Here is a 17,983-nt window from a genome sequence, read left to right as displayed (position 1 = left end):
TGCAACCCAGTGATGGCAGACTTCAACTCCTCCAACCCCCGGACCTGATCCACCAACTCACCACTGCCCACACCCAGGGGAACGGAGCGCAGGAGAGTGATGAGATCAGACACCCGCGGCAGCGAAGCACTGGACCAACAACCCGCAACATGAGCAAGCGCCGCGCCCGTTGCGTCTACGCCCGTTGCGTCTGCGCCCGCTTGCCCGTCCCGAATCAGCTCCATGCCCCAACTCTTCCAGCCAGCACGAAACACCATCAGACCCCAACCGACCTATGTGGACAACCTGCCCTACGTGGAAAACCCGAGACGTCAGGAAAAAGCAGCTAGTCAGGTGCGTCCGTCGGGGCCTCGTAGCCGTCGACGAGTCGGACCGTTTCCGCCCCGCCCGCCGCCCTGCGGTGCGTGTGGCAAACAAAGGCGGGGACTCAACCGGGAGCTAGGTCCCCGCCCCTGCGCCGCGCGGAAAACGGACACTGCGGAAAACAAACACCGCGGGGGAACAAACACCGCCGTGTCACCGCCGACGCCGCGTCACCGCCGAGCTGCAGCCCCGGCCCCAGCCCCAACCCCAGCCATCACTGTCCGAGCCCGCACGGTGATCGCAGCGCCGAGGACCAAAGCAGCAGCGACGGCGGCTGCTATCGCCGTCGGGAATGATTCAGGGGCGGCAGCGCTGCGGCCCACCGTGATCCACACCAGTCCCCATGCGATGGCTGCGGCCAATGCCAGCCTCCCCCTGCCCCTGATAGCCAAGGCGATCCCCACTATCGCGACCACCACCAGCACGGCAACCGACCAGATTTCCGGTTGGAAGCCGAAACCGGAGAAACCAGAAGCCTTCAAAGCAGCCGCGATGTTGGCGCACACGGCCACACTGGTCCAGCCGAGGTACAACCCCAAGGTTCCATCCACCACCACAGCCTCAACCCAGGAAGCAGCTCGGGTCTGGCTGTAGCGCAGGAACGCCAACACCAGGGTCACCAGCAGCGCCAGGATCACCAGAACGCTGACGAAGAGCCAACCGGCTTGGACGGACAGAATCCAGGCCGCATTCAGGATCATGGACACAGCCACGATCCACCCGAGCGAGCGTTGGCGCGAATTGGCCCGCTGGGACGGCACCCACTGCCACACCGTGTAAGCCACAAGCCCGGCGTACACCACGGACCAAATGGAGAAGGCCGGCGTGGCGGGCGCCAGGAGGGTGGAATCCGCAGCCAAGGCGCCGCCGGCGGCCTGGGCGATGGGGGTTCCGCCAAACACTCCGACGCCGATCATCGAACCAACGATGCACACCACCAGGCTCAACGTGACGGTGATCTGTCGGGCGAAATCCGAGCTTCCTGTTCCCATGTGCAGAGCCTCTTTCCTTGTGGGATGTGCGGTGTCATGCATTCGCGAGGTAGGTGACCTAGTATCAAAATGCTAGTGAATCAAGCTTTACGCTTATCGAAGGAACATTGGATGGACTCGGAAGGCCACGCAAAGGGCTACTGGTACGGCAAGGACCCAGGTCAGAAGGCCATTGCCATTGACGTGCTGAACGCCCTCCGGGATTACCGCGCCTCCGAGCAGGCGATGCGTCGCCGCACCCGCTCTTCCATGGGAATGGGTGAGAAGGACCTGCTGGCACTGCGCTACCTGTTCGAAGCCGAGGCCGCCGGGAAAGTGATGAAGCCGAAGGATCTGGGCGACAAGCTCGGGATAACGTCGGCGTCCATGACCACGCTGATCGACCGCCTGGTGGAGTCCGGCCATATTCGCCGCGAACCCCATCCCACCGATCGTCGCGCGTTGATCCTGAAGGCGACGCCGGGATCCGATCAGGAAGTGCGGCACACCCTGGGTGGAATGCACCGCCGGATGCTGGACGCGGCCTGTGCGCTGAGCCCGGACGAGTCGCAGATCGTGGTGAATTTCCTGCAGCACATGCGTGAAGCACTGGACACCATCGATGAAGAGCCAGAGGAACCGTCCCAATCATGACGTGAGGCTCCACTGCAGGATGAAGATGAGCGTCACCAGGAATCCTGAACCGTAGTTGAGCCAGATAAACCGGCGCCAGGCCACATTGGTGCGTGCCGCCGTCGTATCCGTTACGTTCCAATAGGGTGCGCAGTTGGCGATGTAGGGGACGGCAATGATGGCCGCCAACGGCCCGGGCCATGGCGTCGCCAACATGGCGAGCCCGGCAACAAGCCAGAGCACGACGGCGAGCCGCACCGTGCGGCGGGCTCCGATGACTGTTGCTATGGAGCCGATGCCGGCCTGCCGGTCGGGTTCGATGTCCTGGACGGCGCCGAAGGCGTGGGCGGCCATTCCCCACAGGAAGAACGCGGCCAGCAGGATGAGAAGCCCTGGCGTAACGTCGGCACCTGCCAACGCCAAACCGACGACGGCGGGGCTCACGAAGTGCGTACTGGACGTCAGCGAGTCCAAGACCGGGCGTTCCTTGAAGCGGAGCCCCGCAACGGAATAGGCCGCCACAGCGAATGCGCTCACACCCACGGCAAGCCATGTGGTGGGTCCGCCCGCGAAGGCGAGCACCAGCAAGAACGGCACGTTGGTGATGACCGCGAGCCACAGCATTGGCCGGTGCAGGTGCGGCTGAAGGAGCGCGCCTTCGATGCCACCCTTGCGCGGGTTCTTGAGGTCCGACTCATAATCGAAGACGTCGTTGATGCCGTACATGGCCAGGTTGTAGGGAATCAGGAAATAGAACGTGCCCACGATCAGGACCCAGTCGATCTCGCGGGTGGTCAGGAGCATCGCCGCTGCAAACGGGTAGGCGGTATTGATCCAACTGACTGGTCGGGACGCGAGCACTGCCTGTGGAACGAGGCCTTTGAGGTTGGACTTTGCTCCAGCCCCCCGTCGGCGAGTCAGCCACATCCACAAACCGGGAAGCGCAACCACGCCGGCGAGCGGGTACGCAAAGTCCTCAAGGGGTGCGAGTCCTACCTTGAGCCCGAGGATGTGCGAGGGGTCGTAGTGGAAAAGCTCCATGCCGATCATCACCGAGTCGAACACCGCAGTGAGCACAGCCAAGGCGGCGAACGCGATACCAACGGCTTTCCAGTGTTTGGCCGTCTCGCCGTGCCGCGCACCGAGGCGGGCGAAGGCCAGGCCGGCAACGACTGCCGCCGCAATGAAAGCGAGCGCAAGCCATAAGTACGTCATACGTTCTCCCGCTCCCGCTCGGCCTGCCGCGCGGGGAGCCGTTCAAGGAGCCGTCGGGCGCCCGTGTACAGGACCATCGTGCACAGCACCAGGAAAATCAGGAACACCGGCTCCTCGATGGGCAACTCGGGAGCTAACAGCAGCCCGGTGGCAATGGTGCCTTCGCCGCGCAGGAAAATTCCCAGCCCGATACCGGCCAGGTCCCAGGCGAGGAGGAACAAAACCCCGACGGCGGTCACGATCGCCGCTGCTTTGGCGTCGCGCCAGAAGAACAAACGGAAGCGGTGGTCCAGAAGCAGCATGCACGTGATACCGAGCAGCAGTGAGAGCAGGTACAGAACACCCATCAGCCCATCCTGCTGGCTACTGGCCTTGCGGCGACAGGGCCGGGGCTGTGGTCGCCGCGGATCCGCTTCAGAACCAATTCAGCACTGATGAGGCACATGGGGACACCGACGCCGGGCGCCGTGGTGGCACCGGCGTAGTAGAGGCCGCGAACACGCTTGGAGGCATTCTGGGCCCGGAACATGGCACTTTGCCGCAGCGTGTGGGCGGGGCCCAACATGCCTCCACGCCAGGAGTTGTAGTCGCGGGCGAAGTCGGCCGGGCCGATGGTGTGCCGGACCACGATGCGCTCCCGGAGGTGGGGGATGTTGGCCCACTGGGCAATTTGGTCGATGGCGGCGTCGGCGGCCTGCTCGATGAGGAGATCGCCGCTGCCTTCAGGACCGCCCGCTCCCAGGGCAGGGTCGGCAGGGATCGGGACCAGGACGAAGAGGTTCTCATGTCCCTGCGGAGCGACGTCGGCATCCGTTGCACTCGGCTTGCAGACGTAGATGGATGCCGGATCCGGAATGCTCGGCTCTTCACCGAAAATCGAGGCGAAGTTTGCCTCCCAATCCCGGGTGAAGAACAGAGAATGGTGGGGCAGCTCGGGGAGTTCGCCCTTGACCCCCAGCATCACCAGGACTGCGCCCGGGCCGCTGGTGCGGCTCCGCCAATACTTGTTGTTGTAGCTCCGGTCCCTGACGCCCAGCAGCTGGGTTTCGGTGTGGTGGAGGTCGGCGCCGGAGACCACGAGGTCGGCCACGCTGTAGTGCTCGGCACCGGTGGCGTCGCGCCACTTCACGCCCGTGACCTCCCGGCTGTCCTTGCCGGAGATGCCGGCGGGAAGGTTCAGGCCGTCAAAGCGTCCAAGTTTTTTGATGTGCGTTGCTTCGCGGGTGGTGATCCTAAGGGCCTCCGCACCCGTCTGGATCCGCACGCCGGCGTCAAGGGCCAATGCCTCGAGCCGCTCGACGAGAGCCCAGAACCCACCCATCGGATACTGCACGCCATCGCCCAAATCCAGCGCACTCATCAGGTGGTACATCGCCGGCGCATCTGAAGGGTTGGTACCAAGGAAGACCGCCGGGTACCCCAGTACCTGCCGGAGGACCGGGTGCTGGAACCGCTGGGAAACGTACCTGTCCAGTGGGGTGGCAAGGAGTTGCAGAAGCTTGGGCAAGCTCCGTACCACCTCCGGATGCAGCAGCCCCTTCAATTTGGTGAAGGGGTTATAGAGGAAAAAGCGTTCAGCCATGTCGGTGGTGTGCCGGGCAGAAGCAAGGTAGGCGGAGAGCTCCTTTGCGCTGCCGGGCTCCACCCGTTCGAAGGTGTCCAAAACCTGTTCGCTGCCCAACGGAACGGTCAGCGGATCCGGCCGCACGCCGTCGTGGTTTGGCTCGCTGAAGATGCGGTAAGCGGGACTTAGGGTTCGCAGATCCAACTGTTCCGCGGTGCTGGTGCCGAGGAGCTCGAAGAAATGGTCGAAGACGCCGGGCATGAGGTACCAAGAGGGGCCGGTATCGAAGCGGAATCCGTCACGCTCGAGGCTGCCGGCGCGCCCGCCAACGCGGTCACGCTGCTCAAGGAGTTGGACTTCGTGTCCTTCGTGGGCGAGGAGGGCGGCGGTGGCTAGCCCAGCGATGCCGCCGCCGATCACTACTGTCCGGGTCATCGGTGCAGCTCCATCCAGGTTGAGGCAACGGCGCGGGCGGCCAAGCCTGCTTTGACCCTGTCCGGAACGCGGACGCGGGAGCGGTACAGCTCGTCCACCGTGGTCTGTTCGATCCTGTCGGTCAGTGCGGCGAAAAGGGCCAGTGCACTCCGAACCGCAGCGCGCGCGTCACGAGGCAGCAACGGGATGACGGCATTGGCATCGGCCAACTGGGCCCGGATGGTCCTGACCCACTCCATGCGTTCCCGGTCCTCAAGGTGGTCCGTGGTGCCGAGGTAGCTGCGTCCGAGCCGGATCGTATCGTCGGCCAGGTCCCGGAGGAAGTTGATGTTCTGGAAAGCAGCGCCCAGCCTGCTGGCGCCGTACTCCAAAGCCGCGGAGTCGCCGTCGTCGATGTTTTCATCCCGCATGAAGACCCGCAGGCACATCAACCCCACCACTTCGGCGGACCCGTGCACATAGCCCTGGTGCGCCTCGGAATCGAAGCGCAGGGGCGCCGCCGGCGCTGCGCTCCGCTCACCGAGATCCGTACGCATGGAAGCGAAGAAGGGATCGATGAGGTCTTGCTCGATTCCGGCAACCCGGGCTGTTTGGGCGAAGGCGTGGATGATGAGGTCGCTGCTGTAGCCCAGCTTCACTGCCCGGTGCGTCTCATCAATGAAGTGGTCCAGGGCTTCGCTTTGTTCCTGATAGCTCAGGCCCGCTTCGGCCGTCACGCCGTCAACGAGTTCATCGGCCACGCGCACCAAAGCGTAGATATTCCGGACGTGCTGGCGGTGCCTGGCCCCGAGCAGCTTGCAGGCGAGGCCGAATGAGGTGGAGTACGCAGCGATGACCTGGTTCGCAGCGCGCTCGGCGGTACGGGTGAAATGGATGAAGGAAGTGTCAGCGGCTACGCTCATGACTGCCGTCCTTCCAGCTGCCCGGCGAGGTCCACCAGGACGTTGCGGGCGTTGGGTGGGACCTGCGATTCCGCGCTGGCCAGTACGTCATTGAAAGCCTGCAGCTGCTCTGCTATCAGGGACTGGACAAACTTCTCAGCCCCGCAATCAGTGAGTTGCCGGCGCACGTGGTCGGCCTCCGCACCGTTGAGTTCCGGCCTGCCGAAGAAGGGCTCGATGTCCGGCCATGAGGCGGTGGACCGGGCGTGGGCAATGATGGCGGTCTGCTTGCCCTCGCGCAGGTCCGAATAGGGATCCTTGCCGTGGCGTTGCGGGTCCCCGAAGGTGGACAGAAGGTCGTCCTGCAGCTGAAAGGCGAGCCCCAGATGCCGGCCGGCGGTGGCGAGCGCGTTCTCGACGGCGAAATCCGCGCCAGCGAGGGCAGCGGCTGCGCGCAACGGGAGCTCAAAGGTGTAGGTAGCGGTCTTGTAGCCGCACATCATCAGGATGGTCTCAAGTTCAGGAGCCACGATTCCATCGCCGAGGCCGACGTCCAGCTGTTCGCCCGCAACGGTTTCGTTGATGGTGTGTTCCAGCAGGTCGAGGAGCCGCAGGCGAAGTTCGTGGGGCAGGTCCACTCGGGCGAACGATTGGTGCGTCGCGGCGAGCAGCATGTCGCCCATGAGGATGCCACCGGTCTGCGCCCAGTGGAGGGCTCCGTCGGGGCGGGGGATTTCGCCGGCCTCGGCAAGCAGGGAACCGATCAGGTTGGGATGCCCGCGGCGGACGAGGTCGCCGTCGATCACGTCATCGTGGAGCAGGAAGGCATAGTGCAGGAGCTCAATGGAGGCGGCGATGCTGATGGCGGTCTCGCGTTGTCCGGAACTTCCTTGGTACAGGGCGTCGTACGTTTCCATGAGGAGCAGGGGCCGCACGAATTTGCCCCCCAGGACGTTCTCGCCGGCAATGGCCCAAAGGCGGGTGAAATCGGGTCCGTAGGTCGTGGCGACGCTGGCCCTCTTTCCCATCAGTCCGGTGAGCTCGGTTTCGATGGCGGTGCAGAGGTCTGTCCGGCTTCGCAGTGAGCCTGAGGTGACGGTCATGCCCCGGCTCCCGCGACGAGCGGGAGTGCCTGCGCCTCAAGGAGCTGCGGGAACTGCAGTCCGAGCCATGGGCTGAAGGCGGCGGGAGAGTGCTCCAAGGCATCTGCGAGCACCGCCGGTGAAATCCAGGCCCAGTCCGCAACCTCGGAGGGATTGGGCTGCAGTGCTCCGCTGATCCGGGCGACATAGACAGGGCAAATCTCATTCTCAACAATTCCGGTGGGATCAATGGCCCGGTACCGGAAGTGGGGGAGGACCAGTTCGATCCTGTTGGCATCCACGCCAAGTTCGAACTGCGCCCGTCGCATGATGGCGTCTTCGAACTCTTCGCCCGGCCCGGGATGACCGCAGAAACTGTTGGTCCACACGCTTGGCCACGTCTTCTTCTCCGGTGACCGGCGGGTCAGGAGGACTTCTCCGGAGTCGTTGAGCAAATAGCAGGAGAAAGCCAGATGCAGTGGGGTATCCAGGGTGTGCACCCCCGCTTTGGAAGCTTCACCGATAGGGTTCCCGGCGTCGTCAAGAAGGACGACCATCTCTGTCGCGTTCACTTTTCGCCTTCCCTCAAACTTTGCTAGATAAGCTAGAAGAAAGGCTACCATGTAGGAAGTTGGGTGTAACATACTCAGCATGTCCAGTTCTGAAGAAATCGACGCCTCGGTCTCCTCGGGCATCTATCACCTGGACTCCAATGATCCGCATCAGGAACTCGTGGACCGGTCAGGGCTCTCGGACGCCGACATCCAGCAGATCAGCGACGTGATGGCAGCGCTGGGGAGGCTGCGCGAAGCCGAACAACGCCTCTCCGACGCCTCCCTCCGATACATGAAGCTCAACCAATCGGACATGCGAGCGCTGCATTACCTGATCGTCTGCGCCAACCATGACGTCATCGCCACCCCAGGCGCCATAGCCGCCCACCTTCACATTTCGACGGCGTCAACCACCAAGCTGCTCGACCGGCTGGAACGCGCGGGACACATCACGCGGCACGCCCACCCCTCCGACCGTCGGGCGCTCGCGATAGCCATCACCACCGAAACGCATGAGGCTGCCGTCCGTACCGTCGGGCGTCAACAGGCCAAGCGCTTCCTGGCGGCAGCGCGGTTGACGCCTGCGGAACGCGAAACTGTGATGCGGTTCCTCGACGACATGGCACAGGAAATTGAAGTTTCCGAGGAAGCCTGGGCGGGCTTGTAAGGCCCAGCCGGCTGGTAAGGGAAGTGCTAGTACAGGAAGATCGGCAGCCAGTCACGGTTGTGCGCATGCACCAGGGCAAGGAACAGCACGAAGTCGAAAAGCAGGTGCACGGACACCACATACGTGAACGACTTGGTCAGTTTGAAGGTGTAGCCCTGCAGCAGTGCGAAGGGATAGGTCAGCAGGGGACCCCACGATTGGTATCCGATCTCCCACAGGAATGACGAAAAAACCACCGCCTGCAGGAGATTGGCCAGCCAATCCGGGAAGTGTTGCCGCAACAGCGTGAACGTGGTGCAGATGAAGAACAGTTCATCCCAGATCCCCACAGCGTTGACGCCCAGGAAGAGCCGCCAGAAGATCTCAGGATCGGAGGCGTCCGGCCAGTTTTGGTACACCCCTGTGCTGATGAGATAGAACGGCAGGATGAAGTAACCCAGCGCCACGACGCCTATCAGGTAGAGCTTTGCGGCGAGGGGCCATTTGCGGCTGGTGTTCACCGGGAACTTGATGATGTCTTCCCTGTAGGCAAACCGCGATACCAGCCAGGGAACCAAGACGGCCAGGGCCAAGGCCCCACCCATGAGGGCCATATGCCCGGTGCTCAGGTCGGCATTCAGCGGAACCAAGCTGAAGATGGTCATGCCGGCCGCGATCAGGATGAGGTGCCGCATCAGGCGGTGGTCAATGAAGGCGGCGGTCACCACGCTGAGGGCCAAGAGGCCGTAGCCCAGCGTCTCGTTGCCAAGGGCAAAGAGCGGAATGCCGGACAGCGACAGCAACACTGCTGGCAACAGTTTCCAACTGAGCGCGGTACGGGGCATTTCCGTCGAAAGGGATGTCACCCCTCCAGCATGTCAGTGCGAAGCGCCCAGCGACACGGTTTCGGAGCCGGGAAGGCTCCATGATGACCGGCGCGCAACTTTTACTCTGTAAGATTCGTGACAAGGCCCACATGTTCGTGGGTGGTCGTTGTCTGGCGCAGCCAGCGGGGGATACACATAAAGGAATAGTCGATGGCTCAAGAAGAGGGCTCCCTTTCACCGCGCGACGGTGCGGACCACGCGCGCGCTGGTGACGGCGAAGCGCTGCCGATCGCTGAGGATATGACCATGCGCGAGCAGGTCACGGACATCATCGAGTCCATCCTGGCCGATTCCGACCCCGGCAGCGAGGACGTCAGGAACAAGCTCCGCGAGTTGGTTGAGGCCCGTCCCGACGATCCTGAGGGCGCCTTGTTGGAGCACCTCCTTGAAACACGCAAGAATCCGGCGCCAACACCCAAAGTCGCTGTAGGGCTTGAGCCAGCCAGCCTGCATCTGGAATCCTCGGACGCAGCCCGAACCGTTTCCATCCCCGTCAGCCATGAAGTGCGGGAGAGCATCCAGGCGATCCTCGCGGACAAGCTCCTGCTGACTGCTTTCCAGCCAGTCCACGCGCTGCCGTCGGGCGACGTGGTTGGCGTGGAGGCGCTGACACGCTTCGTCGGTGAAGATGGTGCTGGCGCCGATGTTTGGTTCAGCGAGGCTGCAGCAGCCGGCCTGGGGACCGAGCTGGAGATCGCTGCGCTGCACTGTGCACTGACGGCTGCGCACGATGTTCCCGAGGACATGTCGGTTGCTTTGAACCTCACCCCGGAAACATCCAGCGACCGGCGGGTACGGAACTTGCTGGCTGCGGCGGCCCTCGCCCCGGACAGGATCATTGTTGAACTGACCGGCAGCCTGGCCGGCGTGGAAGGCCAAACCGGACGCGACGGACTGGGACCCTTGCGGGCCCTGGGGCTGCGGTTGGCCATCAGTGCATCCGGAGCAGCCCTGGTCTCCTTGGACCGGATTGAGCAACTGCGGCCGGACATCATCAAGCTGGACCGCCATCTCATTGAGGGCATCGAAGGCAACGAAGGGCAGAAGATCCGGGCCAGGGCCATCGTTGAGCTTGCCCGGGAGATTGGCGCCGATGTCATTGCCGAAGGCATCGAAACCACGGAGGAACTCCAGGAAGTCACGGCGTTGGAGGTCACGGCGGCGCAGGGATACCTCCTGGGACGGCCCTCCGTCCATCCGCTGGATTGGTCGGCGTGGAGCATCCGGGCGCAATCGGAGGCTCAGCCCGCAGGCTAGCTGCCACTGCTTTTGGATGACTCGCGTAAAGTAGCATGCGGGGGTTTTTCGGTCCCAAGAAATCTGGGGACTGCTGAGCAGGGACCCACCTAGCAAGGAAGTTCCACGTTGATGGATAGTTTTTTCAGCATGCTCGCGGAAATTCGCGGTAGAACAATCCCAGCGAGGTTGGCGGCACGCATCAATTCCCCGAAGGGTCTGTTGTGGGGCTTCATCGTTGTGCACCTGGGATTCTTGGTGTTCGCAGCGCTGCTGTCCTTCAGGAGTGAAGCGTTCAGCGACACCTTTATCTACAGGGAATGGGCGTTGGCTGGTTTCAACGACGCCAACCTCTCAGGTGGCCCGAGCCCCTGGGTCTATCCCATCCTGTCCCTGATTCCCATGGGGTTGGCCGCAGTGGCCGGCCCCGGGCCTTTCTTCTTCCTCTGGGTACTGCTGACCACCGTCCTCAACGGCTGGGCCATGCTCAAACTCACTGACCGCGGCCGGCGCAGTGAAGCCATCCCTGCCGGATGGTGGTGGTTGAGCTTCGTCCTCCTGATGGGCTGGCTTGGCTTCGCCCGCGTTGATGGTTTGACGGCTCCCATCGTCCTCGTGGCACTGGTCTATGGTGTGGCCCGGCCATTCGTGGCGTCCGTCCTGCTGAGCATTGGCACGTGGATGAAGGTGTGGCCCGCTGCTGTCATGTTGGCCTTGTTCGCCGTGGTCAAGAACCGTTTGCTCGTAGTGGCCGCAGGAATTGCGACGACGGCGGTTGTGGTGGCGCTCGCGGCTACCGTAGGTGCCGTCCCCAAGTTGCTGAACTTCCTGACACAGCAGGGCGATCGCGGCATGCAGCTTGAAGCCACGTTCACCACGCCTTGGCTGTGGTTGTCGGTCCTGGGGATCGGTGATTCCCGCATGTACATGAACACCGACATCAACTCCATGCAGGTTGACGGGCCCGGCACGGCGTTCATGTCCGTGCTGATGCAGCCCCTGCTGCTGCTGGCTGCGGCCGCCGTGGCCGGTTTGACGTTCTGGGCGCTCCATCAGGGAAAGCTCAGCGGAGGCGTGGACCGCACGGAACTCCTGCTGTCCGGTGCCCTCACCTTGGTGACCGCTTTCATCGTGTTCAACAAAGTGGGATCACCGCAGTTCATGGTGTGGCTTGCCCCGGCTGTTGCGGTGGGCCTGGCGCACAACTGGAAAGCGTGGCGCGTCCCGGCCACCATGTTGATTGCGATCGCCGGCGCCACGTTCTTCATCTACCCGCTGTTCTACGATGCGTTGAGCCACAACAATCCTTGGATGGCGCTAGTACTGACCATCCGGAATGCGCTGCTGGTGGTGCTCCTCTTCTGGTCCGCCCGCCGTTTGTACTCGCTGGGCAGGAAGCCGTCCCCTGTGGCCCAGCCAGTGGTCAAGGAGCCGTAAGATTTCCGCGACGTTTTTCGACCGACTGGTCCGTATCCGCAGCCGCGTCCTGCCACCTGCAGTCGTAGAGTGGTTCGCCCGGCCCGCCAGCGTGTGGTGGGGTTTTGCCGCCGTGCACATCTTCTTCCTGTGCTGGATGGCCTCGTTCTTCCTCCACGGCGATACCTTCAGCGACACTGAGCAGTACCGCCAGTGGGCCATGGAGGGTTACCACCCGGAAAGCCTCACGGGAAAGATCAGCCCCTGGGTGTACCCGGTCCTGGCACAGATCCCCATCTTCCTGGCCGGCATTGCCGGACCGGACCTGTACCTGTTGGTGTGGACGCTGATTATCACGGCCCTCAACGCGCTGGGGCTCTGGTACCTGACGCGGGGGCCCCGGCGGGTCAGCGGGATTGCGCCGGCATGGTGGTGGCTGTTCTTCACCGTGTTCATGGGCTACCTCAGCTTTGCCCGTGTTGAGGGCATCACAGCGCCCATTGTGTTGATCGCGTTGCTGTGTGCCGCCCAACGGCCAGTGATCGCCTCCGTCCTGCTGAGCGTAGCGACGTGGATCAAGGTATGGCCCGCAGCGGTCCTGGCGCCGATGATCATCGCAAGCCGTAACCGACTCCAGATGGTCGCCGCCGGGGCGGGCGTCACCGCCGTCGTGGCTTTCGGAACGTACCTCACCGGTGGCTTCAGCCACATCCTGGACTTCCTGATCAACCAGGGCGAACGCGGCATGCAACTGGAGGCAACGTTCTCCACTCCTTGGGTATGGCTCAGCGTTTTCAACATCGCCGGTTCCAAGATGGCCGACAACGTAGCCATCAACTCCACGGAGGTCTACGGGCCCGGCGCCGACGTCGCAGCGTTCCTGATGCAGCCACTGCTGATTGTGGCTGCGATCACCGGTGCGATCCTGCTGATCCGTGCGCTCAACCGCGGTGCGGAGCGCGAGGAACTTTTCCTTGAAGGTGCACTGATGATGACCACGGCGTTCATCGTGTTCAACAAGGTGGGTTCGCCGCAGTTCATCATCTGGTTGGCCCCGGTGATCGTCGCCGGCCTGACCCACGACTGGAACCGCTGGAAGGTGCCTGCCACCTTGCTGATGGCCATTGCCATGACCACGTTCGTGATCTATCCGCTGTTCTACACCCCGCTCATCCACGCGCACCCGGTCATGGCCGCTGTGCTCACCACCCGGAATGTCCTGCTGGTGGTGCTGCTGTGGTGGTCGGTGCAACGGACCGTGGAGCTGGGACGACGCAAACCGGTGGAGCAGAAGGCCCTGTAGCTGAGGTTCGGGGCTGAGCGGAGGTTCACCGTCTAGCGGAGGTTCCCGTCTAGCGGAGGTTTGGGGGCCGGTGGAGCAACCGCCGGTCGGTCTGCCCCACCCAGCGCGATATCTTCCCTTGCACCAGCAGCCTGCGTGTATGGATGTCCAGGAACACCAGGTAGAACGCGAACAGCAGGGCAATGGCGAACGCCAGGGATGACAAGTCTACGGAGACCTCAACGAACGACCATACCGACAGCTGGTCCTGCGCGCCGAACACCACAAAGAAGGTCACGCCAACGTAGAGGCACCGCATCTGCCAGTCGTCCCTGATCCCCGTCACGGCAAGGAACGGTACGAACCACAGGATGTACCACGGCTGAATGATCGGGGAGAGCAGCACCATGGCTGCGAAGGCCAGCGCCATGCGCCGCACCACGTGGGAATGGTCTCCCCGGAACATCAACAGCAGGACCAGCCCCACGGCGCCCCACTTCATGGCTGCGCGCAGGATGTCTGCCATTGCGTTGCCCGGCAGCCCCAAGGCGTTGCCGAGGAACTCTATCTGTTGGCCCAGGAAGCCCGACGGTGAGTAGCCTGTGAACCCGGGCGTTGGATCGGTGATGGCCCATGCCCAGCCCATGCCCAGCCCGTAAGGGAGTCCACTGACTGCCAATACAGCGAAACTGATGCCCGCGGTGGCAGCCCAGATGCCGAACTTGCGCGGCCACGACGCTCCAGCGCCCGCCCACATGAGTCCAATGAATGGCAGCAAAAGCACTGTGGCCGGTTTGATCCCAATGGAAGCAGTGACCAAAAGGATGCCCAGGATAGGCCGTTTGGTGGCGGCGAAGTACGTGCCTGCCACAGCCAGGCCCACCATCAGGGCATCGTTGTGGGCGCTGGCAACAAAGCTGATGAGGAAGAGCGGGTTGGCTACGGCAATCCACAGCGCGCGGGCGCCGTTGATTCCGTGGAGTTCGGCCAGCTTGGGCACGTACAGGACGCACAACAGCACTCCGCCTGCTGCCAGGAGCCGGAACAACAGCACGGATACGTCCGGCTGTGCGCCCGTAATGCCAACCACGGCGTGCGCCATCCACAGGAAATAGGGCCCGTACGGGGTTCGGGCTTCCGCCCATGCTGGATCTGCGCCGAGGGAAAACCAGTTGCTCAGTGTTGAGATGCCGACGTCGTAGGGATTCTGCCCCTCCATCATCAACCGGCCCTGGCCTATGTACGCGTAAACGTCCCGTGAATAGACAGGCACGGCGAAAAGGAGCGGGAGGGACCAGGCTCCAATCGCGGCAACAATAGGTTTGAGGGAATTCCCTTCCCAGCTGCCCATCCTTTGACCCAACCGCAGCCACGAGCGGACCAGCAGCATGGCTCCCACGGTCAGGAGGACAGCTGAGATCGTCACGCCCCAACCCTCGGTGCGCAGGGCAATGACTATGGGGTGGCGGATCATGGGGGATCCGTTGGCGATCCATCCAATGCCAATGGATCCGGCAAACATGAACAGGGAACCCAGGAATCCTTGCCAGATTGCAGGATATGCCACGGGCTTTCCCGCGGTGGCTGCAGGCTTTGCGGCCTTGGTATCGGGGGAGAATGATTCGTTGGTCGCTGGAGAAGTACCGGGGCCGGGGGTGCTGCCTGTCGTCATGACTGGTCGGTTCCCCCACTCAAGGTATGGCGCTTCAAGAAAAGGAGCGCGGTTGATGCCCAAGAGCTTGTACTTGCGGCAAGTGAAATTTTAGCGTCGATCCTGTCGACACCACCACAGGCGCGGCAAAGGGTGACGGACTGCATATGCGCGGGCACCCAATCAGGCCAATTTATGGAGAGCCGTCCGGTTCAACGATGGTGCGGGGATCGTGGCCAACGTAGGTCCCCGGAGGCATGCCGGCCCCAAAGACCGGTCCTGGTTCCGGTCGCTTGGGTTGCCGGTCCCCATCAGCCCTCTGGGTGAGCCGCCTGAGTACCCACGGGACCAAGTGCTCACGGGCCCAGATGATGTCGTCCGTTCTTGCCCCTCGCCAACTCCGCGCCGGCCACATCTTGGGGGTCTTTGGTTCGAGGGAGTGCGGGACGTTCAGGGCGTTGAGGACCATGATGGCGATGGCGTGCTGGCCCAACGGGGAGAAGTGAAGCCTGTCCGCGTCCCACATCTGCGGGTGCGTGAGCTCACGCAATGCCCACAGATCCGCCACTATGGCGTCATGCCGGGCGGCCACCACACGGATGTTCTCGTTATAGATCGCCACCTTGCCCCGGGTGCGGCCGAGCACCGGCGTGGCGCCCCAGTCCGGACCGGTAAACAGCAGGATGGTTGCCCCTGTGGTGGCCAAGGTTCCCACTCCGGCGTCCAACTCCAAGGCAAGTTTGTCCGGATCGGTCCTGTGGAAGAGCAGATCATTGCCACCGGCGTTGAGGGTGATCAGATCGGGCTGCAGGGCCAGTGCCGGAGCCACTTGTTCATCGAGGATCTGCCGGAGCAACCGGCCGCTGATGGCGAGATTCGCATAGGCGAAATCCGGGTGTCCGACGCTCAGTTCTTCTGCCACCCGGTCCGCCCAGCCACGCAGGCCGCCGGGGCTGCGCGGCTCGGGATCACCCACGCCCTCGGTGAACGAGTCGCCCATCGCCACATAGCGGCTCCAGGGGTGCAGGCCAGGCCCGAAGCTACCGGAACCTCCCTGCGCCCAACCATCGGCGCTGGAGGCGTTCATCCCCCCATAGTGCGCTTACTCATCGCACTGCGCCATGCCTGACGCTCTTGTGCGCATCTTGGGTGTCCGTCCCATCGCCTACGATGACAGCACCGGCGAAGGAGAAAATATGGGCGCGATGGATGAGCTGATCAATTCCAGTGTGGTGAGCGAACTGCGGTCCATCCTCATGGGCACCGGGCCCGGCGTGGACCTGCCAACAATGGAGCTCTCACGCCAGTCCCTTGACGGGCAACGCCTCCGGCAGCGCGTAGATGTCGTCAGGGACGCGCTGCTCCAAGACCTTCCGGCAGGCTACTCCTCGGTTGAGCGGATCTTTCTCGATGCCCTCGACGACCCTCGGTTTACAGGGTGGATGGTCTGGCCGGCTTCCGAAGTGGTGACCCGCAGGGCCCTCCAATCCGGGGCACCCGACGACTTCGACGCCGCACTCGCCGTGCTTTCCCGCCTGACTGTCCGGCTCACTGGAGAGTTCGCCATCCGTGACCTCATAGCTGCCCGGCCGGAACGAGCCATCGCGACCATGCAAACGTGGACGACCCACCACGACCACAACGTCCGCCGACTCGCAACGGAGGGCTCCCGGGCCTACCTGCCATGGGCAAAGAGAGTTCCTTGGCTGGTGGCCAATCCAGCGGCGACTCAGGGGATCCTCGATGCCACGTTCCAGGACGATTCCGACTACGTTCGCCGGTCCGCGGCAAACCATCTCAACGATCTAAGCCGGATTGATCCACTGCTGGTGGTGGCCACGGCGCGCCGTTGGTCAGGGAAGCCGGATGCCTCCACGGCCAAGGTTGTCCGTCACGGCCTCAGGACCCTGGTCAAACAAGGCAACCCAGAGGCACTCGCGCTCCTTGGCTACTCGGGTGGCCGGCTCGTGGTCATGGAGCCCCGGATCCTCCACGCGGCCATCCCATGGGACGGAACCGTGGAATTCACAGCGGAGGTATCGAATGAGGGCTCCGAGCCCGCAACGGCAGCGATTGACTATTCCATCGGTTTCCAGCGCGCCAACGGAACGGTAAACGCCAAGACTTTCAAGCTCACATCCCGCCGGATCGCACCCGGTGAGACGGTCACTGTCACCAAGTCACATTCCTTCCGCCCCATCACAACCCGCACGTACTACCCAGGGCAGCACTACGTGGTGGTCCAGGCAAATGGCATCGCATCGGTGCCTGCGAACTTCGTCGTCAACACGAAGGAGCCCAGCTAAGACCGGGACCCGTTGACGTCAGATCCCCAGCAACCGCTGCATCTGTGCACCCGCATCACTGCCGGGCGCCGGAGTGTAGACCACGATGTGAAGGTCCGGCCGGTCCGACGGCGACACCTGATGGTGCTCGAGGTGCAGCACGCCAACGGCGGGGTGGTGGAACTGGCGCTCGCGGGACTCGAAGCCCAGGATGTCGTAGCGCTCCCAGCTTTCCTGGAATTCCGGGCTGGCTTCCTTGAGCCGCTCCACTTGGTATTCGACGTCCGGATCTCCCAGTCGCTGCCCCGTCTCCGCCCTGAATTCGGCAAGGAACCGTTTGCTGGTGACGTCCCAGTCGGGGAGCAGATCGCGGATGTAGGGATCGGTGAACACGAGCCAGAGGAGGTTCCGGTCCGAGGCGTCGAAGGTGCCGATGTTGGGGTACAGCGCCTCATAGGCGCGATTCCAACCGGCAATGCCCCAGTCGGGGGACAATGCGTAGGAGGGGTTGGGGTCGAGTGCCTCGAGCAGGCGCTGGACGTGGGCGGGAGCATCGGCGGCCACGGGGCCCTTGGGCGGGGCGGACGAGTAACCGCCCAGGGACAGCACATAGCTCAGCCCGGTGTCGGAGAGATGCAGAGCGCGGGCAATGGATTCCAGGACCTGCCGTGAGGGGCTGATATCCCTGCCCTGCTCGAGCCAGGTGTACCAGGTAACGCTGACTCCGGAGAGGAAAGCGATCTCTTCCCGGCGGAGGCCGCGCTCGCGGCTACGGCCTACAGGCGGCAGCCCGTAGTCCGATCGCAGGGCTTGGGTGCGGCGGGTCCTGAGGTAGAGACCCAACTCCTTGCGTCTTTCATCTTTCACTCTGACAACACTATT

Annotated in this window: 17 protein-coding genes; 6 read left to right on the top strand and 11 right to left on the bottom strand. The window is 63.3% G+C overall.

Annotated features, from left to right (window positions below):
* Positions 1 to 533: 533 nt before the first annotated feature.
* Positions 534 to 1,355, bottom strand: a complete 822-nt coding sequence (locus FQP90_RS15815; RefSeq protein ID WP_144652026.1) for a tryptophan-rich sensory protein — start codon at positions 1,353 to 1,355, stop codon at positions 534 to 536.
* Positions 1,356 to 1,466: 111 nt separating this feature from the next.
* Between FQP90_RS15815 and FQP90_RS15810 the strand changes: the two genes are divergently transcribed.
* A complete protein-coding gene (locus FQP90_RS15810) occupies positions 1,467 to 1,988 on the top strand; it encodes a MarR family winged helix-turn-helix transcriptional regulator (protein ID WP_208760026.1) in 522 nt (173 codons plus the stop codon).
* Here the strand turns inward: FQP90_RS15810 and FQP90_RS15805 are convergent.
* The 6 genes from FQP90_RS15805 to idi are packed head-to-tail and all read right to left on the bottom strand — an operon-like array spanning position 1,983 to position 7,716.
* On the bottom strand, positions 1,983 to 3,182 hold the full coding sequence (locus FQP90_RS15805; protein WP_144652024.1) for a prenyltransferase: 1,200 nt from the start codon (positions 3,180 to 3,182) through the stop codon (positions 1,983 to 1,985). The genes FQP90_RS15810 and FQP90_RS15805 overlap by 6 nt on opposite strands.
* Complete coding sequence (locus FQP90_RS15800; protein WP_144652023.1) at positions 3,179 to 3,529, bottom strand: lycopene cyclase domain-containing protein; 351 nt, start codon at positions 3,527 to 3,529, stop codon at positions 3,179 to 3,181. The genes FQP90_RS15805 and FQP90_RS15800 overlap by 4 nt, the downstream gene beginning before the upstream one ends.
* Positions 3,529 to 5,181: a phytoene desaturase family protein gene (crtI, locus tag FQP90_RS15795; protein WP_144652022.1), complete on the bottom strand. Its 1,653-nt coding sequence runs from the start codon at positions 5,179 to 5,181 to the stop codon at positions 3,529 to 3,531. Before crtI ends, FQP90_RS15800 begins: the two co-directional genes overlap by 1 nt.
* The gene (locus FQP90_RS15790) at positions 5,178 to 6,083 is read right to left on the bottom strand and encodes a phytoene/squalene synthase family protein (protein WP_144652021.1); all 906 of its coding nucleotides are present in this window, start codon (positions 6,081 to 6,083) and stop codon (positions 5,178 to 5,180) included. Before FQP90_RS15790 ends, crtI begins: the two co-directional genes overlap by 4 nt.
* Positions 6,080 to 7,165, bottom strand: coding sequence for a polyprenyl synthetase family protein (locus FQP90_RS15785; protein ID WP_144652020.1), 1,086 nt, complete (start codon positions 7,163 to 7,165; stop codon positions 6,080 to 6,082). The genes FQP90_RS15790 and FQP90_RS15785 overlap by 4 nt, the downstream gene beginning before the upstream one ends.
* Positions 7,162 to 7,716, bottom strand: coding sequence for an isopentenyl-diphosphate Delta-isomerase (idi, locus tag FQP90_RS15780; protein WP_144652019.1), 555 nt, complete (start codon positions 7,714 to 7,716; stop codon positions 7,162 to 7,164). Before idi ends, FQP90_RS15785 begins: the two co-directional genes overlap by 4 nt.
* Before the next feature lie 79 nt (positions 7,717 to 7,795).
* Here idi and FQP90_RS15775 point away from each other — a divergent pair, with 79 nt between their 5' ends.
* Positions 7,796 to 8,365, top strand: a complete 570-nt coding sequence (locus tag FQP90_RS15775; protein ID WP_144652018.1) for a MarR family winged helix-turn-helix transcriptional regulator — start codon at positions 7,796 to 7,798, stop codon at positions 8,363 to 8,365.
* Between the two features lie 26 nt (positions 8,366 to 8,391).
* Here FQP90_RS15775 and FQP90_RS15770 read toward each other — a convergent pair whose 3' ends face one another.
* Positions 8,392 to 9,210: a CPBP family glutamic-type intramembrane protease gene (locus FQP90_RS15770; protein WP_144652017.1), complete on the bottom strand. Its 819-nt coding sequence runs from the start codon at positions 9,208 to 9,210 to the stop codon at positions 8,392 to 8,394.
* A 171-nt stretch (positions 9,211 to 9,381) separates the two neighbouring features.
* Here FQP90_RS15770 and FQP90_RS15765 point away from each other — a divergent pair, with 171 nt between their 5' ends.
* The 3 genes from FQP90_RS15765 (at position 9,382) to FQP90_RS15755 (ending at position 13,186) form a co-directional block, all read left to right on the top strand.
* Positions 9,382 to 10,488: an EAL domain-containing protein gene (locus tag FQP90_RS15765; protein ID WP_144652016.1), complete on the top strand. Its 1,107-nt coding sequence runs from the start codon at positions 9,382 to 9,384 to the stop codon at positions 10,486 to 10,488.
* Positions 10,489 to 10,599: 111 nt separating this feature from the next.
* Positions 10,600 to 11,904, top strand: a complete 1,305-nt coding sequence (locus FQP90_RS15760) for a glycosyltransferase family 87 protein (protein ID WP_144652015.1) — start codon at positions 10,600 to 10,602, stop codon at positions 11,902 to 11,904.
* Complete coding sequence (locus tag FQP90_RS15755) at positions 11,804 to 13,186, top strand: glycosyltransferase 87 family protein (protein WP_439898658.1); 1,383 nt, start codon at positions 11,804 to 11,806, stop codon at positions 13,184 to 13,186. The genes FQP90_RS15760 and FQP90_RS15755 overlap by 101 nt, the downstream gene beginning before the upstream one ends.
* Before the next feature lie 49 nt (positions 13,187 to 13,235).
* Here the strand turns inward: FQP90_RS15755 and mptB are convergent, their stop codons facing one another.
* Positions 13,236 to 14,837, bottom strand: coding sequence for a polyprenol phosphomannose-dependent alpha 1,6 mannosyltransferase MptB (gene mptB / locus FQP90_RS15750; RefSeq protein WP_144652014.1), 1,602 nt, complete (start codon positions 14,835 to 14,837; stop codon positions 13,236 to 13,238).
* 172 nt (positions 14,838 to 15,009) lie between these two features.
* Entirely contained in the window at positions 15,010 to 15,903 is an 894-nt protein-coding gene (locus FQP90_RS15745) for an SGNH/GDSL hydrolase family protein (RefSeq protein WP_144652013.1), read from the bottom strand.
* A gap of 34 nt (positions 15,904 to 15,937) precedes the next feature.
* Here FQP90_RS15745 and FQP90_RS15740 point away from each other — a divergent pair, with 34 nt between their 5' ends.
* Positions 15,938 to 17,122 carry a hypothetical protein gene (locus FQP90_RS15740; protein WP_144652012.1) on the top strand — a complete coding sequence of 395 codons (1,185 nt, stop codon included), beginning with the start codon at positions 15,938 to 15,940 and terminating at the stop codon, positions 17,120 to 17,122.
* 18 nt (positions 17,123 to 17,140) lie between these two features.
* Here the strand turns inward: FQP90_RS15740 and FQP90_RS15735 are convergent, their stop codons facing one another.
* On the bottom strand, positions 17,141 to 17,968 hold the full coding sequence (locus FQP90_RS15735; RefSeq protein WP_144652011.1) for a helix-turn-helix transcriptional regulator: 828 nt from the start codon (positions 17,966 to 17,968) through the stop codon (positions 17,141 to 17,143).
* Positions 17,969 to 17,983: the final 15 nt, after the last annotated feature.

It is taken from the genome of Paenarthrobacter nitroguajacolicus (assembly GCF_007786235.1).
In the GTDB taxonomy this organism is placed as follows: domain Bacteria; phylum Actinomycetota; class Actinomycetes; order Actinomycetales; family Micrococcaceae; genus Arthrobacter; species Arthrobacter nitroguajacolicus_A.
The sequence above is the reverse complement of the archived record's forward strand: the minus strand, read 5'-3'. Positions and strand labels throughout refer to the sequence as shown.